This is a genomic window from Streptomyces azureus (assembly GCF_001270025.1).
Classification (GTDB): Bacteria; Actinomycetota; Actinomycetes; order Streptomycetales; family Streptomycetaceae; genus Streptomyces; species Streptomyces azureus.
Map to the genome: position 1 here is coordinate 1 of NZ_DF968231.1, position 26357 is coordinate 26357.

At 69.8% G+C, this 26357-nt stretch carries 25 protein-coding genes and 1 riboswitch; of the genes, 14 read left to right on the plus strand and 11 right to left on the minus strand.

Features of this window, described 5'->3' with window-relative positions; all coding sequences use genetic code 11:
- Positions 1-2: 2 nt before the first annotated feature.
- Positions 3-602 carry a TetR/AcrR family transcriptional regulator gene (locus AOQ53_RS09430; RefSeq protein WP_059416542.1) on the plus strand — a complete coding sequence of 200 codons (600 nt, stop codon included), beginning with the start codon at positions 3-5 and terminating at the stop codon, positions 600-602.
- A 16-nt stretch (positions 603-618) separates the two neighbouring features.
- Here the strand turns inward: AOQ53_RS09430 and AOQ53_RS09435 are convergent, their stop codons facing one another.
- The 4 genes from AOQ53_RS09435 to AOQ53_RS09450 all read right to left on the minus strand — a co-directional run bounded on the left by AOQ53_RS09435 (position 619) and on the right by AOQ53_RS09450 (position 4249).
- A complete protein-coding gene (locus AOQ53_RS09435) occupies positions 619-942 on the minus strand; it encodes a DMT family transporter (protein WP_059416543.1) in 324 nt (107 codons plus the stop codon).
- A gap of 147 nt (positions 943-1089) precedes the next feature.
- The gene (gene rsgA / locus AOQ53_RS09440) at positions 1090-2100 is read right to left on the minus strand and encodes a ribosome small subunit-dependent GTPase A (protein WP_059416544.1); all 1011 of its coding nucleotides are present in this window, start codon (positions 2098-2100) and stop codon (positions 1090-1092) included.
- 17 nt (positions 2101-2117) lie between these two features.
- The gene (aroA, locus tag AOQ53_RS09445; RefSeq protein ID WP_059416545.1) at positions 2118-3434 is read right to left on the minus strand and encodes a 3-phosphoshikimate 1-carboxyvinyltransferase; all 1317 of its coding nucleotides are present in this window, start codon (positions 3432-3434) and stop codon (positions 2118-2120) included.
- Positions 3435-3526: 92 nt separating this feature from the next.
- Positions 3527-4249 carry a M50 family metallopeptidase gene (locus AOQ53_RS09450; protein ID WP_059416546.1) on the minus strand — a complete coding sequence of 241 codons (723 nt, stop codon included), beginning with the start codon at positions 4247-4249 and terminating at the stop codon, positions 3527-3529.
- Positions 4250-4299: 50 nt separating this feature from the next.
- Between AOQ53_RS09450 and AOQ53_RS09455 the strand changes: the two genes are divergently transcribed.
- From AOQ53_RS09455 to AOQ53_RS09500, 10 genes are all read left to right on the plus strand, one after another.
- Positions 4300-5115, plus strand: a complete 816-nt coding sequence (locus AOQ53_RS09455; RefSeq protein ID WP_078945226.1) for an SOS response-associated peptidase — start codon at positions 4300-4302, stop codon at positions 5113-5115.
- Position 5116: 1 nt separating this feature from the next.
- A complete protein-coding gene (locus AOQ53_RS09460; protein WP_059416548.1) occupies positions 5117-5782 on the plus strand; it encodes an alpha/beta hydrolase family protein in 666 nt (221 codons plus the stop codon).
- A gap of 256 nt (positions 5783-6038) precedes the next feature.
- Positions 6039-6725, plus strand: coding sequence for an RNA polymerase sigma factor SigR (gene sigR / locus AOQ53_RS09465; RefSeq protein WP_059416549.1), 687 nt, complete (start codon positions 6039-6041; stop codon positions 6723-6725).
- Positions 6722-7033: a mycothiol system anti-sigma-R factor gene (gene rsrA, locus AOQ53_RS09470; RefSeq protein WP_059416550.1), complete on the plus strand. Its 312-nt coding sequence runs from the start codon at positions 6722-6724 to the stop codon at positions 7031-7033. Before sigR ends, rsrA begins: the two co-directional genes overlap by 4 nt.
- Before the next feature lie 153 nt (positions 7034-7186).
- Entirely contained in the window at positions 7187-8518 is a 1332-nt protein-coding gene (locus tag AOQ53_RS09475) for an HD-GYP domain-containing protein (RefSeq protein ID WP_059416551.1), read from the plus strand.
- Positions 8515-9762: an HD domain-containing protein gene (locus AOQ53_RS09480; protein WP_174523252.1), complete on the plus strand. Its 1248-nt coding sequence runs from the start codon at positions 8515-8517 to the stop codon at positions 9760-9762. Before AOQ53_RS09475 ends, AOQ53_RS09480 begins: the two co-directional genes overlap by 4 nt.
- 117 nt (positions 9763-9879) lie before the next feature.
- The gene (locus AOQ53_RS09485; protein WP_059416602.1) at positions 9880-10860 is read left to right on the plus strand and encodes a tetratricopeptide repeat protein; all 981 of its coding nucleotides are present in this window, start codon (positions 9880-9882) and stop codon (positions 10858-10860) included.
- A 69-nt stretch (positions 10861-10929) separates the two neighbouring features.
- Positions 10930-11580: a peptide deformylase gene (def, locus tag AOQ53_RS09490; protein ID WP_059416552.1), complete on the plus strand. Its 651-nt coding sequence runs from the start codon at positions 10930-10932 to the stop codon at positions 11578-11580.
- 292 nt (positions 11581-11872) lie between these two features.
- Positions 11873-12958 (plus strand): epi-isozizaene synthase, encoded by a 1086-nt coding sequence (gene cyc1 / locus AOQ53_RS09495; RefSeq protein WP_099054560.1) that lies wholly within the window; start codon positions 11873-11875, stop codon positions 12956-12958.
- Positions 12955-14325 carry a bifunctional albaflavenone monooxygenase/terpene synthase gene (locus tag AOQ53_RS09500; RefSeq protein ID WP_059416554.1) on the plus strand — a complete coding sequence of 457 codons (1371 nt, stop codon included), beginning with the start codon at positions 12955-12957 and terminating at the stop codon, positions 14323-14325. Before cyc1 ends, AOQ53_RS09500 begins: the two co-directional genes overlap by 4 nt.
- Before the next feature lie 14 nt (positions 14326-14339).
- On the opposite strand, the gene AOQ53_RS47310 is transcribed toward AOQ53_RS09500, so the two are convergent.
- The 7 genes from AOQ53_RS47310 to AOQ53_RS09540 form a co-directional block, all read right to left on the minus strand.
- Positions 14340-15302, minus strand: a complete 963-nt coding sequence (locus AOQ53_RS47310; protein WP_059416555.1) for a GlxA family transcriptional regulator — start codon at positions 15300-15302, stop codon at positions 14340-14342.
- Between the two features lie 248 nt (positions 15303-15550).
- Positions 15551-16525, minus strand: a complete 975-nt coding sequence (locus AOQ53_RS09515) for a ribonucleotide-diphosphate reductase subunit beta (protein WP_236711638.1) — start codon at positions 16523-16525, stop codon at positions 15551-15553.
- Positions 16526-16572: 47 nt separating this feature from the next.
- Entirely contained in the window at positions 16573-18972 is a 2400-nt protein-coding gene (locus AOQ53_RS09520; protein WP_059416604.1) for a ribonucleoside-diphosphate reductase subunit alpha, read from the minus strand.
- A gap of 123 nt (positions 18973-19095) precedes the next feature.
- Positions 19096-19224: riboswitch (cobalamin riboswitch) on the minus strand.
- Between the two features lie 52 nt (positions 19225-19276).
- Positions 19277-19783 (minus strand): GNAT family N-acetyltransferase, encoded by a 507-nt coding sequence (locus AOQ53_RS09525; RefSeq protein WP_059416557.1) that lies wholly within the window; start codon positions 19781-19783, stop codon positions 19277-19279.
- Positions 19784-19855: 72 nt separating this feature from the next.
- A complete protein-coding gene (mctP, locus tag AOQ53_RS09530) occupies positions 19856-21484 on the minus strand; it encodes a monocarboxylate uptake permease MctP (RefSeq protein ID WP_059416558.1) in 1629 nt (542 codons plus the stop codon).
- On the minus strand, positions 21481-21747 hold the full coding sequence (locus AOQ53_RS09535; protein ID WP_078945227.1) for a DUF3311 domain-containing protein: 267 nt from the start codon (positions 21745-21747) through the stop codon (positions 21481-21483). Before AOQ53_RS09535 ends, mctP begins: the two co-directional genes overlap by 4 nt.
- A 142-nt stretch (positions 21748-21889) precedes the next feature.
- Positions 21890-22654, minus strand: coding sequence for a GntR family transcriptional regulator (locus AOQ53_RS09540; protein WP_059416560.1), 765 nt, complete (start codon positions 22652-22654; stop codon positions 21890-21892).
- A 312-nt stretch (positions 22655-22966) separates the two neighbouring features.
- Between AOQ53_RS09540 and AOQ53_RS09545 the strand changes: the two genes are divergently transcribed.
- The 3 genes from AOQ53_RS09545 (at position 22967) to AOQ53_RS09555 (ending at position 26354) form a co-directional block, all read left to right on the plus strand.
- The gene (locus AOQ53_RS09545; RefSeq protein ID WP_059416561.1) at positions 22967-24250 is read left to right on the plus strand and encodes an extracellular solute-binding protein; all 1284 of its coding nucleotides are present in this window, start codon (positions 22967-22969) and stop codon (positions 24248-24250) included.
- A 281-nt stretch (positions 24251-24531) separates the two neighbouring features.
- Positions 24532-25518 (plus strand): carbohydrate ABC transporter permease, encoded by a 987-nt coding sequence (locus AOQ53_RS09550; protein ID WP_059416562.1) that lies wholly within the window; start codon positions 24532-24534, stop codon positions 25516-25518.
- The gene (locus AOQ53_RS09555; protein ID WP_059416563.1) at positions 25515-26354 is read left to right on the plus strand and encodes a carbohydrate ABC transporter permease; all 840 of its coding nucleotides are present in this window, start codon (positions 25515-25517) and stop codon (positions 26352-26354) included. Before AOQ53_RS09550 ends, AOQ53_RS09555 begins: the two co-directional genes overlap by 4 nt.
- The last annotated feature ends 3 nt before the right edge of the window (positions 26355-26357 follow it).

Genomic DNA, 26357 nt, shown 5'->3' on the forward strand with positions numbered 1-26357 from the left:
CGTTGATGCCTGCAGCGCGGGAATCTCTACTGGACGCCGCTTACACGGCGCTGGCGCGCCGGCCGTGGTCCGCCGTACGGATGGTGGACGTGGCCGCGGCGGCGGGAGTGTCCCGGCAGACGCTGTACAACGAGTTCGGCAGCAAGGACGGGCTCGCCCGGGCGCTCGTGAGGAGAGAAGCCGACGGATATCTCGCCGGGGTCGACCGCGCGCTCACCGGGCACAGCGACCTGCGCGACCGGCTCACCGCCACCGCCGAGTGGATCACCTCGGCGGCCCGCGAGAACGCCCTCGTCCGGGCCATGCTCACCGGCTGCTGGAGCGAACGGCTGCCGTCCCCGGCCCTGTCGGCCGTGCCCTCCACCTCCGCCGTACCGGCCCAGCGCCGCGCCGACGGCCCACTGCCCTCACCCGGTGACTTCGTCGTCCTCGTCCGCGACCGTGCCGTCACCGTCCTGGCGGGACCCGGCACCCCCAAGTCCGACACCGCCGACCTGGTCCGCTCCTGCGAACTCGCCGTCCGGCTCGCCCTGTCCTGCGTGGCCGCGCCACCCGGCGAGGGCGGCGTCGCCGACCTGGTCCGCAGCGCCCTTCAGCGCTAGGTCGGCTGACAGGGCGTCAGTGCGCCGAACCCGACAACTGAAGCCCGATCACACCGATGATGACGAGGCTGATCGACACGATCTTCAGCGTCGACACCAGGTCGCCGAGGAACACCATGCCGTAGATCGCCGTGCCCGCCGCGCCGATACCGGTCCACACCGCGTAGGCGGGACCCACGTCGAGTTTCTTCAGCGCCAGGGTCAGCAGGCCGAAGCTGCCGAGGGCGAAGACGCAGAACGCGACCGTCGGCCAGAGCCGTGTGAAACCGTGCGACAACTTCAGGCACACGGCGAAGCCGGTCTCGAGCAACCCCGCCACAATGACCAGCAGCCACGCCATGAGTCGTTCCTCCCGTATCCCACGTTCAGCGACCGCTTAGTCAGTTTGAGCAAGTTCGCCAGATTCCTCAGCTTCTGGGCGGCCTTGCATCCGGCTTGGTGCGATTATGCACTTACCGTCCGTACGCCATGACAAACAACGCGGAGGTCAGTCGCCTTCCTTCCGCTCCCGCGTGGCCAGCAGCCGCCGCAGCGAGTACAGCCGCGCCGGATCCGCGTGCCCCTCGGCCACCCACGCGTCCAGCGCGCAGTCCGGCTCGTCATGGCTGCACGCGCGCGGGCAGCCCTCGGTGCCCGGCTCCAGGTCGGGGAAGGCGTGGATGACCCGGGACGGGTCCACGTGATTCAGGCCGAAGGACCGGATGCCCGGCGTGTCGACCACCCAGCCGTCGCTGCCGGCCAGCGGCAGCGCCAGCGCCGAGGTGGTGGTGTGCCGGCCACGGCCCGTCACCGCGTTCACATGCCCGGTCGTACGCCGCCGTTCCTCCGGCACCAGCGCGTTGACCAGAGTCGTCTTGCCGACACCGGAGTGGCCGACGAACGCGGTGATCTTGCCGTCGAGCTGCTCGCGCACGCGGGCGACGGCGGTGCCGTTCTGGAGTTCCTCGCGGCTGGTGACGACGTAGGGGATGTCGAGATGGCCGTACAGCTCCAGCAGCTCGTCGGGCGGGGCGAGGTCCGACTTGGTCAGGACCAGCAGCGGGTCCAGGCCGCCGGCGTAGGCCGCGACCAGACAGCGGTCGATCAGCCGCGGGCGGGGCTCCGGGTCGGCCAGGGCGGTGACGACGGCCAGCTGGTCGGCGTTGGCGACGACCACGCGCTCGTACGGATCGTCGTCGTCCGCGGTGCGGCGGAGCACGGACGTGCGCTCTGCGATACGGACGATCCTCGCGAGCGAGTCCTTCTTGCCCGACAGGTCGCCCACGAGGGCCACCCGGTCTCCGACCACGGCCGCCTTGCGGCCCAGCTCGCGGGCCTTCATCGCCATGACCACACGGTCCTCGACGAGGCAGGTCAGACGGCCCCGGTCGACGGTGAGGACGAGGCCCTCGGCGGCGTCCTCGTGCTTGGGCCGGATGTTCGTCCGGGGCCGGGTGTTCCGGCGGCCGGGACGGGTGCGGATGTCGTCCTCGTCGGTGTGCTTGCCGTAGCGGCGCATGACCTGATCCCCGTGTCCTACGCCCCGAGCATCCCGGTCCACAGGTCGGGGAAGTCGGGCAGGGTCTTGGCGGTCGTCGCCACGTTCTCGATCTGCACTCCGTCGACCACCAGGCCGATGATCGCGCCGGCCGTGGCCATGCGGTGGTCGTCGTACGTGTGGAAGATCCCGCCGTGCAGCCGGCGCGGGCGGATGTGCAGACCGTCGGCGGTCTCCGTGACGTCACCGCCGAGTTCGTTGATCTCCTTGGTCAGCGCGGCCAGGCGGTCCGTCTCGTGCAGGCGCAGATGCGCCACGCCGCGCAGGGTCGACGGGGAGTCGGCGAGGGCCGCCACCGCCGCGACGCCCGGCGTCAGCTCGCCGACCTCGCTCAGGTCGACGTCGATGCCGTGGATCGAGCCGGAGCCGGTGAACGCGAGCCCGAACTCGGTCAGTTCGCAGGAGCCGCCCATCTCGGTGAAGATCTCGCGCAGCCGGTCACCGGGCTGGGTGGTGCGGGAGGGCCAGTCCGGGATGACGACCCGGCCGCCCGTCACCAGCGCGGCCGCCAGGAACGGCTGGGCGTTGGACAGGTCGGGCTCGATCGTCAGATCGCGGCCGAGCAGGGCGCCGGGCGTGACCCGCCAGACGTTGGGCTCGCCGCCCGACTCGGGCGTGTCCACCTGGGCGCCGACCGCGCGCAGCATGTCGACGGTCATGCGGATGTGCGGCATGGAGGGCAGCGTGGCGCCGGTGTGGCGAACCTCGACGCCCTGGTTGAAGCGCGGGCCGGACAGCAGCAGGGCGCTCACGAACTGCGACGAGGAGGACGCGTCGATGGCCACCGGGCCGCCGTCCAGGGCGCCGCTGCCGTGCACGGTCAACGGCAGCGCGCCACGGCCGTCGTCGTCGATCCGGGCACCGAGCTGACGCAGCGCGTCGATGACTCCGTTCAGGGGACGCTCGTACGAGCGGGGATCGCCGTCGAAGCGGACGGGGCCGTCCGCGAGCGCGGCGACCGGCGGCAGGAACCGCATCACCGTGCCGGCGTTGCCGACGTCGACCGTGGCCGGGCCGCGCAGGCCCGTGGGGAGGACACGCCAGGCCTCGCCGGTGCCGTCCGGGCCCACGCCCTCCTCGATCTCGATGCCCATAGCGCGCAGCGCGCCGGCCATCAGCAGGGTGTCGCGGGAGCGCAGGGGGCGGCGCAGCCAGCCCGGTTCGGAGGCGAGGGAGGCGAGGACCAAGGCGCGGTTCGTGACCGACTTGGACCCGGGCACGTGGACCGTCGCGTCGACGGCTCCGCTCGCGTGCGGGGCGGGCCAAAGGGCGGTGTCTGCGGTGTTCGGGGCCATGGGTTCACTTTATAAGGAGGCAGTGGCTCGGGTGCGGCGCCGTGGGGGCCGGTCGCGCCACGCGGGGAGCCGCACATCGGCACAGCCCCGCGTCACATCTCCAGGAGCCATCTGCCCCCACCGATCAGCGAGCACAGCGAGACCGCATGGAACAGAAACAGCCACAACCCCGCCGGCACATGCGTCAGCCGCGACAGCTGGTCCGCGTCCGAGTCCCCCGCCCCGCCCCGCGACCGCTTGGCCTGGAGCTCGAACGCCGGACGCACCCCGCCGATCAGCAGGAACCACACCACCACGTACGCGAACGCCGCCTGGACCTGCGGGCCGGCCAGCCAGGACACCAGGACGAACAGGCCGCCGGTGACGATCATGGTGAGGGCGCCGTAGGCGTTGCGGATCATCACGAGCATGGCCAGCAGCAGGGCCGTGGCCAGCCACAGCAGGAGCGTGATGCGGCCGGAGCCCAGCAGGGCCGCGCCGCCGAGGCCCAGCAGGGGCGGGGCGGTGTAGCCGGAGGCCGCGGTGAGGATCATGCCGATGCCGTACGGCTTGCCGCGGCTGACGGTCAGGCCGCTGGTGTCCGAGTGCAGCCGTATGCCCGTGAGAGTGCGGCCGGTGAGCAGGGCCACGAGCCCGTGGCCGCCCTCGTGGGCGATGGTGATGGCGTTGCGGGAGACGCGCCACAGCCCGTGCGGGATCACCACGGCGAGCGCGGCCACCAGGGTCGCGATCACGACCCACAGGTCGGGGTCGGGCTGCGTGCCGGAGACCTCGTCCCAGAGGGAGGCGAGGGAGGCGGTTGCGGTGCTGTCCATGTGCGGCGTTGGCTCCCTGTGGGCGGATGGAATCTGGCAGTGTGGCACGTATGTGCGGACGGTATGCGGCGAGTCGTAGGCCAGAGGATCTCGCAGGAACCTTTGAGGTCGAGAAGTGGGAGCCCGAGGAGACTCTGGAGCCCGACTACAACGTGGCGCCCACCAAAGAGGTCTACGCCGTCCTCGACCGCCCTCTGAAAGACGCGGACGACCCGCGACCGGTTCGGCAGCTGCGCACGCTGAAGTGGGGGCTCGTCCCGTCCTGGTCGAAGACCCCCGAGAGCGGTGCCCGGATGATCAACGCCCGCGCGGAGACCGTTCACGAGAAGCCGTCCTACCGCCGCGCCTTCACCTCCCGGCGCTGCATCCTGCCCGCCGACGGCTACTACGAGTGGGTCACCGGCACGCAGGAGCGCGAGCTGGAGGTCGAGGGGAAGAAGAAGCGGCCCCGCAAGCAGCCCTACTTCGTGACCCCGGCGGACGGGTCGGTCTTCGCGATGGCCGGGCTGTACGAGTTCTGGCGGGACAAGACGCTGCCGGACGACCACCCGCAGGCCTGGTGGGTGACGTGCTCCGTCATCACCACCGAGGCCGAGACGAGCCCGCTGGCGGTCTCCCCGGCGGACGGTCCGCGGACCCTGGCCGAGATCCACCCCCGGATGCCGCTGATGCTGACGCCCGACCGCTGGGACGCCTGGCTGGACCCGTCCCGCACGGACGCCGACGACCTGCGCGAGCTGCTCGCCCCGCCGCCCGCCGGTCTGATGCGCGCCTATCCCGTCACGACAGCCGTCAGCAACGTCCGCAACAACGGCCCGGAGCTGCTGAAGGAGCTGGAAGGGCCGGAAGAGGGCACACTCTTCTGACGTGACGGATGTGAACGATGTGACGCATGCGGCAAACGCGGCCACCGAGATCGTCGAGACCGACGCCGGCCCCGCCCGTATCACCTGGCACAAGGCGAAAAGGGCCCGGTTGGTCCTCGCCGTCAGCCACGGTGCCGGCGGCGGCATCGAGGCCCGCGACCTGAAGGCCCTCGCCGCCGTCCTGCCCGCCCACGGCGTGACCGTGGCTCGTGTGGAGCAGCCCTGGAGAGTGGCCGGGAAGAAACTCGCGCCCGCGCCCAAGACCCTGGACCTCGGCTGGCGAGACATCTGGCCCGCCCTCGCCAAGCCCGGCCTGCCGGTCGTGTCCGGCGGCCGCAGCGCCGGGGCCCGGGTCGCCTGCCGTACCGCCACCGAGCTCGGTGCTCACGCGGTTCTCGCCCTCAGCTTCCCCCTCCACCCGCCCGGCAAGCCCGAGAAGTCCCGCGCCGCCGAACTGCTGGGTTCCGGGGTGCCCACCCTGGTCGTGCAGGGCGGCAACGACCCGTTCGGGAAGCCCGGGGAGTTCCCCGAGGGGCCCTACGAGCTCGTGGAGGTGCCGCACGGCGATCACGGCTTCGCCGTCCCCAAGCGCGCGGAGATCACGCAGGAGGAGGCAGTGGCGGTCATCACGGACGCGGTCGTGGAGTGGACCGGGTCACTCGGGTAAAGCTTCGGGAATGCCGGGGCGGCGAGCACTGTTGTGCGGGACGTACGTGCTGGAGACCAGCGCCGACGCCGTAGGAGAGGAAGTCCGCCGCATGGGTTCGACCATCTGCCCGAGCCGCAGCAGCCGCGCCGACCTGGACTGGACGGTGCTGCACGCGGCCAGGACCGCCCCCATTCGGGCGGCGGGCGGACCGGATCGTCGTCTATCCTCCGATTCGGGTGAGACCGGTCTCGGTCTCACGAGAACACTGGAGGAGGTGGGTCCGGTCACTGGGACCGACGCAGGGACCGAACACGGCCAGGCGGAGCAGCCCGAGGGCCAGGGTGGCACGGGCGCGGAGACGGCCGCGGAGCGCAACGCGCGCTTCGAGCGGGACGCGCTCGAGTTCCTCGACCAGATGTACTCGGCCGCGCTGCGCATGACGCGCAACCCGGCCGACGCGGAGGACCTGGTGCAGGAGACGTATGCCAAGGCGTACGCGTCCTTCCACCAGTTCCGCGAGGGCACCAATCTCAAGGCGTGGCTGTACCGGATCCTCACCAACACCTTCATCAACTCGTACCGCAAGAAGCAGCGTGAACCGCAGCGCAGCGCGGCCGAGGAGATCGAGGACTGGCAGCTCGCCCGCGCCGAGTCGCACATGTCGACGGGCTTGCGCTCCGCGGAGTCGCAGGCGCTCGACCACCTGCCCGACTCGGACGTGAAGGCAGCGCTCCAGGCGATCCCCGAGGAGTTCCGCATCGCCGTGTATCTCGCGGACGTCGAGGGCTTTGCGTACAAGGAGATCGCCGACATCATGGGGACACCCATCGGTACGGTGATGTCCCGGCTGCACCGGGGACGCCGTCAGCTGCGCGGCATGCTGGAGGACTACGCCCGTGACCGCGGGATGGTCCCGGCCGGCGCCGGAGAGTCGAACGAAGCGAAAGGCTCGGGGTCATGAGCTGCGGAGAGCCGCACGAGACGGATTGCAGCGAAATCCTCGATCATCTCTACGAGTTCCTCGACCGTGAGATGCCGGACTCGGACTGCGTGAAGTTCGAGCACCACTTCGAGGAATGCTCGCCCTGTCTGGAGAAGTACGGGCTCGAGCAGGCCGTGAAGAAGCTGGTCAAGCGCTGCTGCGGACACGACGACGTACCGGGCGACCTGCGCGACAAGGTCATGGGGCGGATCGAGCTGATCCGCTCCGGCCAGGCCGTCCCCGACCAGGACGTCACGGCTTCGCCTGCCACGCCGCAGGAGTCCTGACACTCCCGCGCTTTTCAACTACCCCGCCTCTGACGGGGTAGTCATTCTCGAACGCATCACTCGAACGTGCTAATCCGTGGGTTATCGGCCCGCGGAACCCCCCGCCGCCGTCCTAGGCTCCGGGCCTGACGGACATGGCCGGGGGAGGGGCGCATGGAAGCGGTACCGGTACGGGCACGTGTGTACGTCGCCTGTGTCGCCGTCGCCGCCCTCCTCTGTCTGCTGCCGCTGCCGGACGTCCCGACGCCCTGGGGGGCCGTGGCGCTGCTCGCCGCGCTGTACGCGGGCTGCGAGCGCGTCGCCCGGTCCCGGTTCGTCGGGATCTCCCATCCGGCCGGGACCTTCTACCCCGTGCTGCTCGCCGGTGCCTTCCTGCTGCCCGCTCCCGCCGCCGCCCTGGTGGCCGTGCCCGGTGCGCTGCTCTCGCACGCCGAGCAGCGGCCCGTGGCGCTGCGCCGGCTCTGGCGGGCCGCCCAGCTCGTCCTCGGCGTGTGGGCCGCGGCCCGGGTGCACTGGGCGCTCGGCGGGCGGGACGCGGTCGTCGCGGGTGACGTCCCCTATGCGCTCGGGCCGGCCGGGGCGGCCGTGCTGGCGTTCTGCCTGGTGCTCGCGCTGCTGGACGGCGGGATCCTGGCCGTGGCCGAGCGGGTGCCGGTGCGGCGGGCCTGGCGGGGACTCGTGGCGCGCTCCCTCGCGCCCATCGCCGTGCACGGGCTGGCCGGGCTGATGATTGCCGTGCTGTGGCGCAGCCCGTACGGTCCCGTGGCCGCCCTGCTCGTGCTGCTGCCGATGTGCGTCTCCTGGTGGGCCTTCGCGCAGTACCACCGGGAACGGGCCGCCCACCAGGCGACCATCCGGGCGCTGGTGCAGGCCGTCGACATCAAGGACGGCTACACACGCGGCCACAGCGAGCGCGTCGGGCAGGCCTCCATGATGATCGCGCGCGAGCTGGGCATGGACGACGAGCGCGTCGAGGTGCTCCGGTTCGCCGGGATTTTGCACGACGTCGGCAAGCTGGGCGTCCCCACCCGGCTGCTCCGGAAGGACGGGCCGCTCACGCCCGAGGAGCGGCGGGTGATCGAGCTGCACCCGGAGTACGGGCACGAGATGGTGCGCGGCATCGGCTTCCTCGGGGAGGCCCGCGCCGCCGTGCTGCACCACCACGAACGGCTGGACGGCACCGGGTACCCGTACGGCCTGATGGGCAGTCAGATCCCGGAATCTGCCCGGGTCGTGGCGGTCGCGGATGCCTTCGACGCCATGACCTCCACACGGAGCTACAGCAGGGCCCGACCCGTCGCGGTCGCCCTGGCGGAGCTGAAGCGGTGCTCCGGCAGCCAGTTCGACCCGGTGATGGTCGCGGCTCTCGTGGAGGCCGTCGGCCGGGCGGGCTGGCGCCCCGCCGTGACCGCCGACGACGTTCACCCGCCCCGGGTTCCGCCGCCCGGCGCCCCCGTCTCCAGCCGGCCGGGAGCACACCGGTGAGCGCGTACCGCCCGCCGCCGCTGTTCACCCTCGTCCACGCCTGCGCCGCCCTCCTCGCCGCCGGCTCCCTCGCCGTCACCCTCTACGGCGGGCTGGAGGAACGCCGGGTCGCCCTCGCCTTCGGCGTCCTCGTCACCGTCGGGGAGCTCGCCCGGCGCAACGGTGCGCTGGTCAGGGAGCCGGCGCCGCTCGGGGCCGCCGCGGCCCTGTCGTACGCGCTGCTCGGCGAGGCCGGCGGGCGGGCCACGCACCACGGCCCCGCCCAGGTCGTCGCCGTCGTGCTGGCCGCCTCGCTGCTCGGCAGCGTGCCGCACGTGGCGCGCGGGCAGGGGCCCACGCTCGACCATCTGGCGCGCCGGGTGCTCACCGTCGCATTCGTCGCCGTGTGCTTCCAGCCCCCGTACAACCGGGGCATGTTCGACGACTGGGGAGGCCCCGCCTATGCACTGCTGCTGCTCGCGCTGCTGTCCCTGACCGCGCTGTGCGACGCGGTGCTCGCCGCCGCGCTGGCCCACTCCCGCACCGGCTGGCCCTTCGGGCCGGTGCTGCGGGACGAGCTGCGGGCCATCTGCGGCATCGGCTCCGCCGTCATCGCGACCGGGGCGGTCATGGCCCTGGCGGTCGCCGTCGTAGGGCTGTGGGCGCTGCCCGTGTTCTCCGTGCCGCTGCTGCTCGCCCAGATGTCGTTCCGGCGGTACGCCGCCGTCCGGGCGACCTACCGGCAGACCATCGCCTCCCTCGCCCGGGCCACCGAGGTCGCCGGGTACACGCCCTGCGGGCACGCCCGCCGCGTCGCCGCGCTCAGTCAGGCGGTGGGGCGTGACCTGGGTCTCACCGAGCCCGAGCTGGCCGTGCTGGAGTACGCCGCGCTCATGCACGACATCGGCCAGCTGAGCCTCGTCGACCCGGTGCCGGCGGGCGCCACCGCCGGTCTGCCCGCTGCGGAAGCGCGGCGGATCGCGCTGCTCGGCGGGGCCGTCGTACGGCAGACGGGCGTCGACGAGGCGGTCGCCGTGGTCGTGGAGCGGCAGGCCGACCCCTACGCGGAGCAGCCGCTCGCCGCGCGGATCGTCCGGGCCGTGAACGCGTACGAGGAGAAGTCCCGGGAAGGCGGCCTGGGCGGACCGCTGACGGCGCTGGAGGAACTCCGGCTCGCCACCGCCGGGGAGTACGCCCCGGAGGTGGTGGAATCACTGGCGCGGGTACTGGCCAGGAGCAGTCTGACCTTGCCCATGACGGGGTAACCCATGGGTAATGAGCGCCCCGGAGGCCGTACGTGGTTGGATGCGAAGAAGAAGGTGTCCGGGGGCTCGAAACACAGCTACGGCCAGCCCACCGCACGGAACTGGCAGGCGGGAATCGTGAGGATCTTCGGCAAGGGACGGCACCGGCCCTCCGCCTCCTGGCGGCAGGCCACAGACCGGGCGTTCACTCTCATCGGCGACGGCCGGTACGAGGACGCCGGCGCATTGTTGACACGTGCCGCCGACCTGGAGCCCTGGCTGTCCGAGTCCTGGTTCAACCTCGCCCTGCTGCACAAGTTCCGGCACGACTGGGAGCAGGCGCGGGCGGCGGGGCTCAGGGCGGTGGCGCTGCTCGACCGGGACACCGGAGCGCCCGACTGGTGGAACGTCGGCATCGCCGCGACCGCCCTCCAGGACTGGCCGCTGGCCCGGCGCGCCTGGCAGGCCTACGGGCTGCGGGTGCCGGGGCCGCCCAACGACTCCGGTGAGCCCGTCGGCATGGACCTCGGCAGCGCGGCCGTGCGGCTGTCCCCGGAGGGGGAGGCCGAGGTCGTGTGGGGACGGCGGCTGGATCCCGCACGGATCGAGGTGCTGTCCATTCCGCTGCCGTCCTCGGGGCGGCGCTGGGGTGAGGTCGTGCTGCACGACGGCGTGCCGCACGGGGAGCGGACCACGGCCGCCGGGCACACCTACCCGGTGTTCGACGAGATCGAGCTGTGGGCGCCGTCGCCGGTGCCGACCTGGGTGGTGCTGCTGGAGGCCGCGACCGAGGCGGACCGGGACGCGCTGGAGCAGCTCGCCGCGGACGCCGGGTTCGCCGCGGAGGACTGGTCTTCTTCGGTGCGTTTGCTGTGCCGGATGTGCTCCGAGTCACGGATGCCGTCCGACGAGGGGGACGGGGAGCATCTCGATCCGCACGATCACAGCGAGCCGGGGCATCCCGGGCCGCTGGGGCATCGGACGGACGGGCAGCTGTGGGTTCCCGAGCGGGAGTGTGGCTTGGCCGCGCCGGCTTCCCTCGTGAGGGGATTGCTGGACGGGTGGGTGGCCGACAGTCCGGATTCCCGGGACTGGCGGGATCTCGAAGAGGTCTGCTAGGTCCTGCTTCCCCCTTACCCTGTATCAGCATCCCAGCTTGGATTTGTTCAGGAAGGCGTACGTAACGTCATGGCTCAGCAGGACACCGATCAGCAGCGCGCGGGCGTGCTCCCCGTCGATGACGAGGGGTACGTGATCGACACGGAGGACTGCGAGGAGCGCGAGGCGGCCTGGCGGGAGCGGGGGACCTCGCGGCCGATCACGGTGGTCGGGAACCCGGTGCTGCACAAGGAGTGCAAGGACGTCACCGACTTCGGCGACGAGCTCCAGCAGCTGGTGGCGGACATGTTCGCCTCGCAGCGCACCGCCGAGGGCGTGGGCCTGGCCGCCAACCAGATCGGCGTCGACCTGAAGGTCTTCATCTACGACTGCCCGGACGACGAGGGTGTCCGGCACACCGGCGTCGTCTGCAACCCCAGGCTCGTCGAACTGCCCGCCGAGAAGCGCCGGCTGGACGACAGCAACGAGGGCTGCCTGTCGGTGCCGACCGCGTACGCTCCGCTCGCCCGGCCCGACTACGCCGAGGTGACCGGGCAGGACGAGCAGGGCAATCCGATCCGGGTGCGCGGCACCGGGTACTTCGCTCGGTGTTTGCAGCACGAGAGCGACCACCTGTACGGCTACCTGTACATCGACCGGCTCTCCAAGCGCGAACGCAAGGACGCGCTGCGGCAGATGGCCGAGAACGAGCCCCGGTACCCCGTCGTCGCGAACGACTGAGACCTCACGATCACGAGGCGCACGGCGTCTGTTCGGGATTCCCGTCCTGAACAGGCGCCGTTCGTCTGTGCCGTTCGTTTGTCCGTCGCATGTTCGATCGCTTCTGCTCTCCTGGTGATCCGGTACCAGTCACGCAACGGGAGGTTCCCGGCCCTTGGGGTAGCGAATGCAGCAAATGCGCTCCCAGAACGGTCAGTTGTAGTGCTGAATGGAGGGAGCGGTATGCAACGGCGCACGCCCGGCACGGAAGGAGGGGCGCCCGCGCCAACTGGCGGCTGAGAGGGGTTAGTTCGTGCATGCTTTGTCACACGGCACCACATCGACACCGACCACCATCGCAGTTCCACCGTCGCTCTCCCTTCCGGTGATCGAGGCGGCGTTTCCCCGGCAACTCCACCCGTATTGGCCGAAGTGCCAGGAGAAGACCCGGGCCTGGCTGCTCGAAAAGCGGCTCATGCCGGCGGAGAAGGTGGAGGAATATGCCGACGGCCTGTGCTACACCGACCTCATGGCCGGGTACTACATCGGCGCCTCCGACGAGGTCATGCGGGCGATCGCGGATTACAGCGCCTGGTTCTTCGTCTGGGACGACCGTCACGACCGCGACATCGTGCACAGCCGCCCGGTCGCCTGGCGGCGGCTGCGGGACCGGCTGCACTCGGCCCTCGGCTCTCCCGGGGAGCACCTGCACCACGAGGACCCACTGGTCGCGGGGTTCGCGGACAGCGTGCTGCGGCTGTACGCCTTCCTGCCGGCGACGTGGAACCTCCGGTTCGCCCGGCACTTCCACGAGGTGATCGACGCGTACGACCGGGAGTTCCACAACCGCACCCACGGAATCGTGCCCACGGTCGAGGAGTATCTCCGGCTGCGTCGGCTCACCTTCGCCCACTGGATATGGACGGATCTGCTGGAGCCGACCGCGGGATGCGAACTCCCCGACGCCATAAGGAAACACCCGGCATATCGGCGGGCCGCGCTGCTGAGCCAGGAGTTCGCCGCCTGGTACAACGACCTCTGCTCGCTGCCGAAGGAATTAGCGGGTGACGAGGTGCACAATCTCGGAATCAGTCTCATCACCCATGAGGGGCTGACCCTGGAACAGGCGGTCACGGAAGTCAGGCGCCGTGTAGAGAACTGCATCACGGAATTCCTCGACGTCGAACGGGAAGCATTACGGTTCGCCGACGACCTCGCTGACGGCACCGTGCGGGGAAAGGAACTCAGCGCCGCCGTGCGGGCATGTCTGAGCAATATGCGGAACTGGTTCAGTTCCGTCTACTGGTTCCATCACGAGTCCGGCCGGTACATGGTCGACAGCTGGGACGACCGGTCCACGCCCCCGTACGTCAGCAACGAAGCGGCAGGTGAGAAATGACCGTCGAGTCCGTGAAGCCTGAAGCCCCTCTGGTCCCGGAGCTGCGCGAACCGCCCCGGGTGGGCGGCGGTGTCCCCGTCCTGGGGCACGGCTGGAAGCTGGTGCGCGACCCGCTGGCGTTCATGTCCCGGCTGCGCGACCACGGCGACGTGGTCCGCCTGAAGCTCGGGCCGAAGACGGTCTACGCCGTCACCACCCCGGCCCTGACCGGCGCCCTCGCGCTGAGCAACGACTTCATCATCGCCGGGCCGCTGTGGGAGTCCCTGGAGGGCCTGCTCGGCAAGGAGGGCGTGGCCACGGCCAACGGCCCGCGGCACCGGCGCCAGCGGCGCATCATCCAGCCCGCCTTCCGGCTCGACGCCATCCCCGCCTACGGGTCGATCATGGAAGAGGAGGCGCACGCGCTCACCGAGCGCTGGAAGCCCGGCGAGACCATCGACTGCACCTCCGAGTCCTTCCGGGTGGCCGTGCGCATCGCGGCCCGCTGCCTGCTGCGCGGCGACTACATGGACGAGCGGGCGGAGCGGCTGTGCGTCGCGCTCGCCACCGTCTTCCGCGGGATGTACCGGCGGATGGTGGTGCCGCTCGGGCCGCTCTACAAGCTGCCACTCCCGGCCAACCGGGAATTCAACCGGGCCTTGGCCGATTTGCATCTCCTGGTGGACGAGATCGTTGCCGAGCGCCGCGCATCCGGTCAAAAGCCGGACGATTTGCTGACGGCATTGCTGGAGGCGACGGACGAGAATGGCGACCCCATCGGGGAACAGGAGATCCACGACCAAGTCGTCGCGATCCTCACCCCCGGCAGCGAAACCGTCGCCTCCACGATCATGTGGCTGCTGCATATGCTCGCGGAACACCCGGAACACGCGGACCGGGTGCGCGACGAAGTAGAAGCCGTCACCGGAGGGAGGCCGGTGGCATTTGCAGACGTCCAAGGACTCAGGCACACCAACAATGTCGTCGTCGAGTCCATGCGTTTGAGCCCGGCCGTGTGGATTCTGACGCGGCGGGCGGTACGGGACACGGAACTCGGCGGATACCGGATTCCGGCCGGGGCGGACATCGTCTACAGCCCGTACGCGATCCAGCGCGATCCGAAGTCGTACGCGCGGAACCTGGAGTTCGACCCCGACCGCTGGCTTCCGGACCGGGTCAAGGACATCCCGAAGCACGCCATGAGCCCGTTCAGCGTGGGCAACCGCAAGTGCCCGAGCGACCACTTCTCGATGGCCCAGCTGACGCTGATCACGGCGGCGCTGGCCACCAAGTACCGCTTCGAGCAGGTGCCCGGCTCGAACGACGGCACGCGCGTGGGCATCACGCTCCGGCCGCACGACCTGCTGCTGCGGCCGGTGCCGAGGTGACCGTCCGTTGATCGTCAGGCCGCTTCGGGGCCCCTGAACGTGCGCCGGTAGGCGTTCGGTGTCGTCCCGACCGCCCGGACGAAGTGGTGGCGCAGCGCGGCCGCGTTGCCGAACCCCGTTCGACCGGCGATCGCGTCCATCGTCTCGTCCGTCGCCTCCAGCAGCCGCTGGGCCAGCAGCACGCGCTGGCGCAGGATCCAGCGGTAGGGAGTCGTCCCGGTCTCCTGCTGGAAGCGACGGGCGAAGGTGCGCGGGGACATGTGGGCGCGGGCGGCCAGCTGCTCGACGGTGACCTCCTCGTCGAGGTGCCGCTCCATCCACGCCAGCACCTCGCTGATCGTGTCGGCCTCGGAGCGCGGCAGCGGGCGCTCGATGTACTGGGCCTGGCCGCCGTCGCGGTGCGGCGGCACCACCATCCGCCGGGCGATCTTGTTGGCGACCTCGGAGCCCTGCTCCTTGCGCACCAGGTGCAGGCAGGCGTCGATCCCGGCGGCCGTGCCGGCGGAGGTGATCACCGGGTCCTCGTCGACGTAGAGCACGTCCGGCTCGACGGTGATCCGCGGGTACCGCCGGGCGAGGGCGTCCGCGTGCCGCCAGTGCGTGGCGCAGCGGCGGTCGTCCAGCAGCCCCGCCGCGGCCAGTACGAAGACGCCGGAGCAGACGCTGAGCACCCGGGCGCCGCGCTCGACCCCGTGCCGCAGGGCGTCCAGCAACTCCGGCGGGAAGTCCCGGGACTCGTAGCGGTGCCCGGCGGGCACGGCGATCAGGTCAGCCGTCCCCAGCCGCTCCAGGCCGTGCTCGACGTTCAGCGAGAAGCCCGTGTTCGTGCGCAGGGCCGGGCCCTCGGCCGAGGCCACGCCGAAGTCGTAGACCGGCAGGCCGTCGTCGCTGCGGTCGGTGCCGAAGACCTCGCACACCACACCGAGTTCGAAGGGGTTCACGCCGTCGAGGAGGACGACGGTCACGTTCTGGAGCATGTCCCCAGTGTGCCTTGCCAGTGGCAGTAATTCGAGGGTCTATGACAGTACTGCCACTGATGGTAAGGAGTCATCGGCGCGACAGTGGTGTCCATGGACACGAACCAGGTACAGACACTCATCGCAATGATCTTCGTACTGGGGACGCTGGTCCTCCTGGTCCTCCCGTCAGTGATCGGTATCGTGCGCGACCGGCGCGTCGACCGTCAGATCAGGGAGGCCCAGGAGGCCCGCGAAGGCGTGGCGGCTCAGAAGTCCTCGTCCAGGTCGACGGTGCCCTCCACCGCCACCTGGTACGCGGAGGGCCGCCGCTCGAAGAAGTTGGTCAGCTCCTGAACCCCCTGGAGCTCCATGAAGGAGAAGGGGTTCTCGGAGCCGTAGACCGGAGCGAAGCCCAGGCGGGTGAGCCGCTGGTCGGCGACGCACTCCAGGTACTGCCGCATCGACTCGGTGTTCATGCCCGGGAGGCCGTCACCGCACAGGTCGCGCGCGAACTGCAGCTCGGCCTCGACTGCCTCGCGGAGCATGTCCGTCACCTGCTGCCGGAGCCGGTCGTCGAACAGCTCCGGCTCCTCCTTGCGGACGGTGTCGACCACGTCGAAGGCGAACGACATGTGCATCGTCTCGTCGCGGAACACCCAGTTGGTGCCGGTGGCCAGGCCGTGCAGCAGGCCCCGGCTGCGGAACCAGTAGACGTAGGCGAAGGCACCGTAGAAGAACAGGCCCTCGATGCACGCGGCGAAGCAGATCAGGTTCAGCAGGAAACGGCGGCGGTCGGCCTGGGTCTCCAGCCGGTCGAGCTGGTCGACCCCTTCTGTTCCATCAAATGCAGCCATCCACTTGAAGCAGAACTCGGCCTTCTCGCGGATGGAGGGGATGTTCTCGACGGCCGCGAAGGCCGCAGCCCGGTCGTCGTGGTCGGGGAGGTAGGTGTCCAGGAGCGTCAGATAGAACTGGACGTGGACGGCCTCCTCGAAGAGCTGGCGGCTCAGGTACAGCCGCGCCTCGGGGGAGTTGATGTGCTTGTACAGGGTCAGCACCAGGTTGTTCGCGACGATCGAGTCGCCCGTCGCGAAGAAGGCCACCAGACGGCCGATCAGGTGCTGCTCGGCGGGGGACAGCTTGGCGAGGTCGGCGACGTCCGAGTGGAGGTCGACCTCCTCCACGGTCCAGGTGTTCTTGATGGCGTCCCGGTAGCGCTCGTAGAAGTCCGGGTAGCGCATGGGGCGCAGCGTCAGCTCGAAGCCGGGGTCGAGAAGGTTTTGGGTGGTCACTGGCAGGCCTCGCAGGACTCGGGGTTCTCCAGGGAGCAGGCGACGGCGTCTTCCGGCGCCGGCTGCTGCACGGGGACGGTGGCCTGGGCGGCGCGGGCGATGCGGGTCGCCGGGCGCGAGCGCAGGTAGTACGTGGTCTTCAGCCCGGACTTCCAGGCATAGGCGTACATCGAGGAGAGCTTGCCGATGGTCGGCGTCTCCAGGAAGAGGTTCAGGGACTGGGACTGGTCCAGGAACGGGGTCCTGGCCGCCGCCATGTCGATCAGGCCGCGCTGCGGGATCTCCCACGCCGTGCGGTACAGCTTCCGTACGTCCTCGGGGATCCAGGCGAAGTCCTGTACCGAGCCGTTCGCCTCGCGCAGGGCCTCCCGGCTGCGGGCGTCCCACACGCCGAGCCGCTTCAGCTCCGCCACCAGGTAGGAGTTGACCTGGAGGAACTCACCCGACAGCGTCTCGCGCTTGAACAGGTTGGACACCTGCGGCTCGATGCACTCGTACACGCCCGCGATGGAGGCGATCGTGGCCGTCGGGGCGATGGCGAGGAGCAGGGAGTTGCGCATGCCGGTCGTGGCGATGCGCTCGCGCAGGGCCGCCCAGCGCTCCGGCCAGGTCAGTTCCACGTCGTAGTGGTCGGGGTGGAGCACCCCCTTGGCCGTACGAGTCTTCTCCCAGGCGGGCAACGGGCCGATGGGGGTCCCCCCTGCACCGGAGCTTGTCGTAGGTGCTTGGGGGCGCTCGGCGAGATCGGCGGAGGCCTCGTACGCGGCGAGCATGATCCGCTCGGCGATGCGCGTGGAGAGCGCCTTGGCCTCCGGCGAGTCGAAGGGCAGGCGCAGCTTGAAGAAGACGTCCTGGAGCCCCATGGCCCCGAGGCCGACGGGACGCCACCTGGCGTTGGAACGGCCTGCCTGCTCGGTCGGGTAGAAGTTGATGTCCACCACCCGGTCGAGGAACGTGACGGCCGTACGGACGGTCTCGTCCAGCCGCTCCCAGTCGATGTCCCCGCCGGCCTGGTCGACGAGCGCGCCGAGGTTGACCGATCCCAGGTTGCAGACCGCCGTCTCCCCGTCGCTGGTGACCTCCAGGATCTCCGTGCAGAGGTTGGAGGAGTGGACGACGTGGCCCGGCTCGGCGGTCTGGTTGGCGGTGCGGTTGGCGGCGTCCTTGAAGGTCATCCAGCCGTTGCCGGTCTGCGCGAGGGTGCGCATCATGCGGCCGTACAGCTCGCGGGCCGGCAGGGTCTTCTTCGCGAGACCCTTCGCCTCGGCCGCCCGGTACGCGGCGTCGAACTCCTCGCCCCACAGATCGACCAGCTCGGGCACGTCCGAGGGGGAGAACAGCGACCACTGAGCGTCGGCGTTCACCCGCCGCATGAACTCGTCGGGCACCCAGTGCGCGAGGTTCAGGTTGTGCGTACGGCGGGCGTCCTCGCCGGTGTTGTCCCGCAGCTCCAGGAACTCCTCGATGTCGGAGTGCCAGGTCTCCAGGTAGACCGCGGCGGCGCCCTTGCGGCGGCCGCCCTGGTTCACGGCGGCGACCGAGGCGTCGAGGGTCTTCAGGAACGGGACGATGCCGTTGGAGTGGCCGTTGGTGCCGCGGATCAGCGAACCGCGCGCACGGACACGGGAGTACGCGATGCCGATGCCGCCGGCGTGCTTCGACAGCCGCGCCACCTGGTGGTACCGGTCGTAGATCGAGTCCAGCTCGTCCTTGGGGGAGTCGAGCAGGTAGCAGGACGACATCTGGGGGTGCCGCGTGCCGGAGTTGAAGAGGGTGGGGGAGGAGGGGAGGTAGTCGAGCCGGCTCATCAGCCCGTAGAGCGCGGCGACCTCGTCGACGGCCCGGGAGGTGTCGTCCTCGGCGAGACCGGCGGCCACCCGCAGCATGAAGTGCTGGGGTGTCTCGATGACCTTGCGGGTGAGCGGATGCCGGAGCAGGTAGCGGCTGTGGAGCGTACGCAGGCCGAAGTAGCCGAAGCGGTCGTCGGCGGCCGTGTCGATCAGGGCGTCGAGACGGGCGGCGTGGAGGCGCACGAACTCGGCGGTCCGGTCGGCGATGAGGCCCTCCCGGTGCCCGACCGCGACGGACTCGGTGAAGCACGTGACGCCCTGCGAGGCGGCCTCGGCGCGGATGCCGATCGTCAGCAGGCGCGCGGCCAGCCGGGAGTAGGCGGGATCCTCGGAGATGAGGCCGGCGGCCGCCTCCGTCGCCAGCTCGCGCAGCTCCGACTCGTCGGCCCGCGCGGACCGGCCCCGCAGCGCGGCGGCGGCGACCCGGCCGGGGTCGGCGTCGGGGAGGTCGGCGGTCAGCTCGGTCAGGGTCCGCAGCAGCGCGGCACCGGGACCGTCGGGCTCTTTTTCGGCGGCTGAGACCGGATCGGCTGGCGCGATGGTCACGTGGGGCTCTCCCTCGCTCGGCACGGGGGCCTCGCGCAGGGCAGCGGGCAGCACACGAGCGCACGCGGCGTCGCGTCCACCGGCCCATTCCACGAGGCCCGGACGTCAGGCACACCGGCCGGACGGCCGGGCGCGCTGTCGGCAGGTCCTCGGACTGACTCCCATACACGCATGAAGAGGCATGGGTACACCGTTGCGGGACAGTTCCGGATTCACACCGGATTCCCCTGCGGCGACAGCGAGCACGAGCATACATCTTGTGCCGGGTGGAGAAAGCACCCCTAGATGTAGTGTCGCGTCGGTTTCACAGCGTCAACTCGTAGGTGAGGAGAGTGATGTCGTCGAGCTCCGGAATCGGGTTCCAGTCGCGCTCCGGGACACGGACGAAGCCGAGGCGTTCGTAGATGCGGTGGGCGGCGTGCATGGTGCGCTGCGTCGACAGGACGACGCGGACGCAGCCGTCCGTCGCACGGGCGCGGTCGACGCAGGCGCGGACGAGGGCCTCTCCGGCGCCGCGGCCGCGGGCTTCGTGGGCGACGGCGAGCATCCGTATCTCGGCCTCTGAGTGCAGGGCGATGTCGGCCATGGGACCGCCGGCGGGGACGAAGGTGACGCCACCGAGGAGGTGTTCGCCCCGGGTGGCCACCAGGACGTCCGCGGCGGCGGCCCGCTTGGCCACGTCCTTGAGTTCGCCGAGGTACCAGTCGCTCTCACCGAAGTCGAGGAGGCCGTCCTTCAGATAGGCCTGGGCGGTGATCTCGCCGAGGGCGTCGTATTCGGTGGGCTTCACTCGCCGGATGAGGATGTCCATGGTCCGAGTGTGCGGGACGGGTATGACAGCGGGCCGCCGGTTTCTCACCGACGGCCCGTTGTCACCTACGACTCAGTGCGAGGTGCCCGCCGTCGCCGGCGGAAGCTCCACCTGGACCCCGGGGTCGCCCGCGTCGGCCGTGTAGTCCTCCGGCTTGGTCTCGTCGATGCCGTCGGGGGCCTTCAGGGCCCTGAGGACGAAGGTCAGGACGACGGTGACGACGACGTTCAGGACGAACGCCGTGAGGCCGATGTAGCCGATCTCGCCGATGCCCGGGATCTCCTTCGACGAGCCGCCGAAGTGCTTCTGGGTCGGGGAGGCGACGCCGTACGCCGCGACCGTGCCGTAGACCATGCCGACCGCCCAGCCCGCGAGCAGCGCCCAGCGGTGGAACCAGCGGGTGAACAGGCCGCCGACCAGGGCCGGGAAGGTCTGGAGGATCCAGATGCCGCCGAGCAGCTGGAAGTTGATGGCGACCGTCTTGTCCATGGTGAGGACGAAGGCCAGTGCGCCCACCTTCACCAGCAGGGAGACCAGCTTCGAGACCTTGGTCTCCTGGGCGGGTGTGGCGTCGGGCTTGATGAAGTCCTTGTAGATGTTGCGGGTGAAGAGGTTCGCGGCCGCGATGGACATGATGGCCGCCGGGACCAGGGCCCCGATACCGATCGCCGCGAAGGCCACGCCCGCGAACCAGTCCGGGAACATGGTCTCGAACAGCTGCGGGATCGCCAGCTGCCCGTTCTGCACCTTGATCCCGGCGGCGATCGCCATGAAGCCGAGCAGCGCGAGCAGGCCCAGCATCAGCGAGTACAGCGGCAGGATCGTGGTGTTGCGGCGGATCACCTCACGGCTCTTGGAGGACAGCGTCGCCGTGATCGAGTGCGGGTACATGAAGAGCGCGAGCGCGGAGCCCAGCGCCAGCGTGGCGTACGTCCACTGCCCCGCCTCCGCCGGGACCAGCGCACCGCGCGGCGCGCCCGTCGCCGGGTTGGTCTGACCGTACGCCTCGCCGGCCTTGGCGAAGATCTCGTCGAAGCCGCCCAGCTTGATCGGGATGTAGATGATCGCCACCGCGATGACGATGTAGATCAGCGTGTCCTTCACGAACGCGATCAGCGCCGGCGCCCGCAGACCCGACGAGTACGTGTACGCCGCCAGCACACCGAAGGCGATCAGCAGCGGCAGGTCCTTGATGAACCAGTTGGTGTTCTCGCCGCCGCCGACGCCCATCACGTCCAGTACGGCCTGGATGCCGACGAGCTGGAGCGCGATGTACGGCATCGTCGCGAGGATGCCGGTGAGGGCCACGGCCAGGGAGAGGCCCTTGGAGCCGAAGCGGCCGCGCACGAAGTCGGACGTCGTCACGTACCCGTGCTTGTGCGAGACCGACCACAGGCGGGGGAGGAACGTGAAGATCAGCGGGTAGACCAAGATGGTGTACGGCACCGCGAAGAAGCCGGCCGCGCCCGCCGCGTAGATCGCCGCGGGGACGGCGACGAAGGTGTACGCCGTGTACAGGTCGCCGCCGAGCAGGAACCAGGTGACCCAGGTGCCGAACGAGCGGCCGCCCAGGCCCCACTCGTCCAGGCTGTGCTCGTTCTCGGCCTTGCGCCACCGCGCGGCCAGGAAGCCCATGACGGTGACGAGCAGGAAGAAGAAGATGAAGACGGCGAGTGCGACGCCGTTCACGCCGTCCTTCACTCCGACGCACCGCCCTTCGCGGCAGAGCGGGCGCGCTGGTCACGCTGCCACAGCTTGTAGGCGATCACCGTCAGTACGGTGGAGATCAGCACCCACGCCATCTGGTACCAGTAGAAGAACGGGATCCCGATGAAGGCCGGGTCGGTCTTGGCGTACGAGCCGACCCACAACATGGCCACGAAGGGCGCTATGAGGCAGAGAGCGATGACGACGCGCATCGGCGTCACCGTCGCCCCTCTGCCGGCTTCTGGGGCTTGCGACATCAGGCGGCTCCGTCCCCTCAGTGATCACCTGTGTAATGCGCAGGCAATCTAGGTCAGAGTGTGGCGGGAACGGAACCCCTCGTCCGTAATGCGGTACTCAAAAGAAGCCGAGCTCAGCAGCAGTCGCGCCGCCCGGTGCGCACTACTCCTGAGGCCGCTTCAGACGCGCCACGAACTTGTACCGGTCCCCGCGGTACACCGACCGCACCCACTCCACCGGTTGGCCCTCCCGGTCCAGTGAGTGCCGGGAGAGCATCAGCATCGGCAGGCCGACGTCCGTGCCGAGCAGGCCGGCCTCGCGCGGGGTGGCCAGTGAGGTCTCGATGGTCTCCTCGGCTTCCGCGAGGTGGACGTCGTAGACCTCTGCGAGCGCGGTGTAGAGGGATGTGTACTTCACCAGGGACCGGCGCAGGGCCGGGAAGCGCTTCGCGCTGAGGTGGGTGGTCTCGATGGCCATCGGCTCGCCGTTGGCCATGCGCAGCCGCTCGATGCGCAGCACGCGCCCGCCGGTCGTGATGTCGAGCAGCCCGGCGAGGCGGTCGTCGGCGGTGATGTAGCCGATGTCGAGGAGCTGCGAGGTGGGTTCGAGACCCTGGGCGCGCATGTCCTCGGTGTAGGAGGTCAGTTGCAGCGCCTGCGAGACCTTCGGTTTGGCGACGAACGTGCCCTTGCCCTGGATGCGCTCCAGCCGGCCCTCGACGACCAGTTCCTGGAGCGCCTGGCGCACGGTCGTGCGCGAGGTGTCGAACTCCGCCGCCAGTGTGCGCTCGGGCGGGACCGGCGTGCCGGGCGCCTGGGTCTCGGTCATGTCGAGCAGGTGCTTCTTCAGGCGGTAGTACTTGGGCACGCGTGCGGTACGGACGGGTGCCCCGCTCTCGTTCTCCGCACTGCTGATGTCGGTGCTCATGCTCCGCCTTCCCGGCTCCTCTGCCGACACGATCCCACTTGTATACCGTCGGCGCTGCTTTTGGTCTAGTCCACAAATCCAAGTGGTCTACCTGGAGTATGCCGTGCCTGGCCGGGTTTACGTCGGGTTCTTACTTAAAGGTTCCTGCATATGTAGGTCGCATAACGGCTGGTCAGAGCTTATTCCGGACCCTTGACAGGCCTGCTGGTCTGGTCCAAGCTCCCCGTACTGGTCTACACCATTGGTCCAGGGTCCTGGCCCCACGTTCACCGCGGGGAGCAGGGGGTCGGTGGCATCCCTGAGGAGGGTGGCGTGAAGCGCAAGCTGATATCCGCGATCGGTATCGCGGGCATGGTGGTCTCCATCGCGGCGTGCGGAGGCGAGGGTGGCGGCGGGGGTTCGGACAAGGGCGCGGACGCCAAGGAGCTGACCGTCTGGCTCGCCGTCGACGCCCAGAACAACTGGCCGGAGCTGGTGAAGGCCGCCGACGCGGCGGTGAAGAAGAAGCACCCCGGTCTCAAGATCAACCACGAGTACTACGGCTGGCCCGACAAGAACGCCAAGCTCGACGCGGTCCTCGCCACCGACAAGGTCCCCGACGTCGTCGAGATGGGCAACACCGAGATGCTCGGCTACATGGTCAAGGGCGCCTTCGCCCCCCTCGACCCCGCCGAGTTCGACAGCTCGGACGCCTGGCTGGACGGCCTCAAGGCCTCCGTGACCTACGAGGGCAAGACCTACGGCGTCCCATACTACGCCGGCGGCCGCGTCGCCAACTGGCGCAAGGACGTGGCGGCCTCGGTCGGGGTGAAGACGCCCCCGAAGACGTACAAGGAGCTCACCGCCGCCCTGGACAAGATCCAGAAGAAGCAGGGCGACAAGTTCAGCGCCTGGTACCAGCCGACCCGCGACTGGTACGCGGCCATGTCCTTCGTCTACGACGCCGGCGGTGCCATCGCCACCGAGTCGGGCGGCCAGTGGAAGGCGAGCCTCTCCTCGCCCGAGTCCCTCAAGGGCCTGAAGGAGTTCAAGAACGTCGTCGACACGTACATGCACGGCGACAAGACCAAGGACGAGTCCGACCGATACATCGTCTACGGCCAGGGCAAGTCCGCCATGATCTTCGCCGCCGCGTGGGAGGGCGTGACCGCCGAGGACCCGAAGAACGACAAGTCCGGCAAGCTCAAGGGCAACCTCGAGAACTTCGTGATGCCCGGCCCGTCCGGCGAGAACATGCCGGTCTTCCTGGGCGGCTCCGATCTCGCCGTGCCGGTGAAGTCCGACGCGCCGGCCCTGGCCGCCGAGTGGATCAACGCGTTCACCGGCTCCTCCGGGCAGAAGGGCCTGATGGCCAAGGGCAACCTGCCCAACAACAAGACCGACCTCGCGACGTTGAAGAACGACTCGAAGACGGCGGTCCCCGCCACCGCGGCCGAGTCCAACTGGTTCGTCCCGATGGCCCCCGGCTGGGGCCAGGTCGAGAAGGCGCAGATCCTTCAGACCATGCTCCAGAGCATCGGCACCGGCAAGAAGCCGGTCGAGGCCGCCGCCAAGGAGGCGGACGCCGCGATCGACGAGGTCATCAACACCAAGTGACCAGGTCCTGTCGTCACATTCCCGTCGTACGCCCGGGGGGCGGGTCCGGCGGCGTCTGGTGCGTGCAGCTGCAAGGCGGAGGAGGGAGCCGACGCGATGGGGGCACCGCCCGCGCGGAGCGAAGCCGAGCGTGGCGGAGTCGGCGACTGACGACAACGCGGCGGATGCACGCACCAGACGCCGCCGGGCAGGCGGGAATGTGACGACAGGACCTCCGGGCGGGGCTCTGGTCGCGGAGCCCCGCCGTCGTCAAGACCTGAGGGACCGCCGAGGAGCGCGCGATGAGTGCCGCAGACACCACCACCCCTGTCAAGGTGCCGCCACTGCGGCAGGCACCCCCACCTCCCGCCGATGAGCCGCCACGGGCGAACCGGCCGTCGGGCGGGACCGCGGTCCCCTGGCTGCTGCTCGCGCCCTGCCTGCTGATCCTGGCCCTGGTCATGGGCTATCCGCTGGCCCGTCTGGTCACCCTGTCCTTCCAGAAGTTCGGGCAGTCCCAGCTGTGGGGTTTCCAGCCGGCCGAGTCGGTCGGGTTCGACAACTTCGCGAAAGTGCTGGGCGACGGCGAGTTCTGGACCGTCGTGGTCCGCACGATCGTCTTCGCCGCCGGGGCCGTCGTCTTCACGATGGTGGTCGGCATGGCGATCGCCCTGCTGCTCCGGCGGGTCTCCGGCTGGCTGAAGGTGCTCATCAACATCGTGCTGGTGGCCAGCTGGGGCATGCCCGTCATCGTGGCGACCACGGTCTTCAAGTGGCTCTTCGACTCGGACTACGGCGTCTTCAACGCGCTGCTCAGCGAGCTCCCCGGCGTCGAGATGATCGGCCACAACTGGTTCGCGAGCGGTCCCGAGGGCCTGGCCGTGATCATGCTGCTGGTGGTGTGGGGAGCCGTGCCGTTCGTGGTCATCACGCTCAGCGCGGGTCTCACCCAAGTGCCGAAGGAACTGGAGGAGGCGGCCCGCCTGGACGGCGCCGGGTCCTGGGGCGTCTTCCGCTATGTCACACTGCCCGTCCTCAAGCCGATCATCGTGATGCTCACGACCCTGTCGGTCATCTGGGACATGGGCGTCTTCCCGCAGGTGTTCGTCATGCGTAACGGCCACCCCGAGCCGGAGTTCCAGGTCCTCAACACCTACTCCTACGACCGGGCGTTCGTGGTCAACGACTACGCCCAGGGCTCGGCCATAGCGCTGATCACCGTCCTGCTGCTGCTCGGCGTGGTCGCCGTCTACATGCGGCAGATGCTGAAGATCGGAGAGGTCGAATGAGCAGCACTTTGACCGGCCGCCGGGCGCCGAAGCTCTGGTGGAACCTCCTCGGTCTCCTGGTCTTCGTCACCGCGGGCTTCCCGCTCTACTGGATGCTCAACACGGCGTTCAAGCCCGCCAAGGACGCCATCGACCCGGACCCGAGCCTGCTGCCGACCGGCATCACCTTCGCCAACTTCGGCCGGGCGCTGGACATCGCCGACTTCTGGGGACCGCTGGGCCGCAGCATGGTGGTGTCGCTGGCGGTGGTCGTCATCGGCATGGTTGTGGGGCTGCTGGCCGCGCTCGCCATCTCCCGCTTCGCCTTCCGCGGCCGCAAGATCGTGATCGTGGGCATCCTCGCGGTCCAGATGGTCCCGCTGGTCGCCATGATCATCCCGGTGTTCCTGCTGCTCAACGACCTGGGCCAGTACGACCGGCTGACGGGTCTCGTCATCACGTACCTGACCTTCATCCTCCCGTTCACCGTGTGGACGCTGAGGGGCTTCATCGTCAACATCCCGAAGGAACTGGAGGAGGCGGCCATGGTCGACGGCTGCTCCCGCACGGGCGCCTTCCTGAGGGTCGTCTTCCCGCTCCTGGCCCCCGGCATGGTCGCCACCTCGGTCTACGGTTTCATCCAGGCCTGGAACGAGTACCTGTACGCCCTGATGCTGCTCAGCCAGAAGAACCAGACGGCGACCGTCTGGCTCGGCAACTTCACCACGAAGCACGGCACCGAATACGCCCCGATGATGGCCGGCGCCACGATGATGGCCGTGCCGATCGTCGCCCTCTTCCTCCTCGTCCAGCGCAAGATGGCCGCGGGCCTGACCGCGGGCGCCGTGAAGGGATGATCC

Bases quoted from the DNA above. Each gene is read 5' to 3' on its own strand.
- AOQ53_RS09435 (WP_059416543.1), bottom strand. From the start codon at position 942: ATGGCGTGGCTGCTGGTCATTGTGGCGGGGTTGCTCGAGACCGGCTTC.
- rsgA (WP_059416544.1), bottom strand. From the start codon at position 2,100: ATGCGCCGCTACGGCAAGCACACCGACGAGGACGACATCCGCACCCGT.
- AOQ53_RS09535 (WP_078945227.1), bottom strand. From the start codon at position 21,747: ATGTCGCAAGCCCCAGAAGCCGGCAGAGGGGCGACGGTGACGCCGATG.
- AOQ53_RS09450 (WP_059416546.1), bottom strand. From the start codon at position 4,249: ATGGACAGCACCGCAACCGCCTCCCTCGCCTCCCTCTGGGACGAGGTC.
- AOQ53_RS47310 (WP_059416555.1), bottom strand. From the start codon at position 15,302: ATGCTCCAGAACGTGACCGTCGTCCTCCTCGACGGCGTGAACCCCTTC.
- aroA (WP_059416545.1), bottom strand. From the start codon at position 3,434: ATGGCCCCGAACACCGCAGACACCGCCCTTTGGCCCGCCCCGCACGCG.
- def (WP_059416552.1), top strand. From the start codon at position 10,930: ATGGCTCAGCAGGACACCGATCAGCAGCGCGCGGGCGTGCTCCCCGTC.
- AOQ53_RS09540 (WP_059416560.1), bottom strand. From the start codon at position 22,654: ATGAGCACCGACATCAGCAGTGCGGAGAACGAGAGCGGGGCACCCGTC.
- AOQ53_RS09525 (WP_059416557.1), bottom strand. From the start codon at position 19,783: ATGGACATCCTCATCCGGCGAGTGAAGCCCACCGAATACGACGCCCTC.
- AOQ53_RS09475 (WP_059416551.1), top strand. From the start codon at position 7,187: ATGGAAGCGGTACCGGTACGGGCACGTGTGTACGTCGCCTGTGTCGCC.
- AOQ53_RS09455 (WP_078945226.1), top strand. From the start codon at position 4,300: ATGTGCGGACGGTATGCGGCGAGTCGTAGGCCAGAGGATCTCGCAGGA.
- AOQ53_RS09555 (WP_059416563.1), top strand. From the start codon at position 25,515: ATGAGCAGCACTTTGACCGGCCGCCGGGCGCCGAAGCTCTGGTGGAAC.
- AOQ53_RS09550 (WP_059416562.1), top strand. From the start codon at position 24,532: ATGAGTGCCGCAGACACCACCACCCCTGTCAAGGTGCCGCCACTGCGG.
- AOQ53_RS09500 (WP_059416554.1), top strand. From the start codon at position 12,955: ATGACCGTCGAGTCCGTGAAGCCTGAAGCCCCTCTGGTCCCGGAGCTG.
- AOQ53_RS09515 (WP_236711638.1), bottom strand. From the start codon at position 16,525: ATGCGCTACCCGGACTTCTACGAGCGCTACCGGGACGCCATCAAGAAC.
- rsrA (WP_059416550.1), top strand. From the start codon at position 6,722: ATGAGCTGCGGAGAGCCGCACGAGACGGATTGCAGCGAAATCCTCGAT.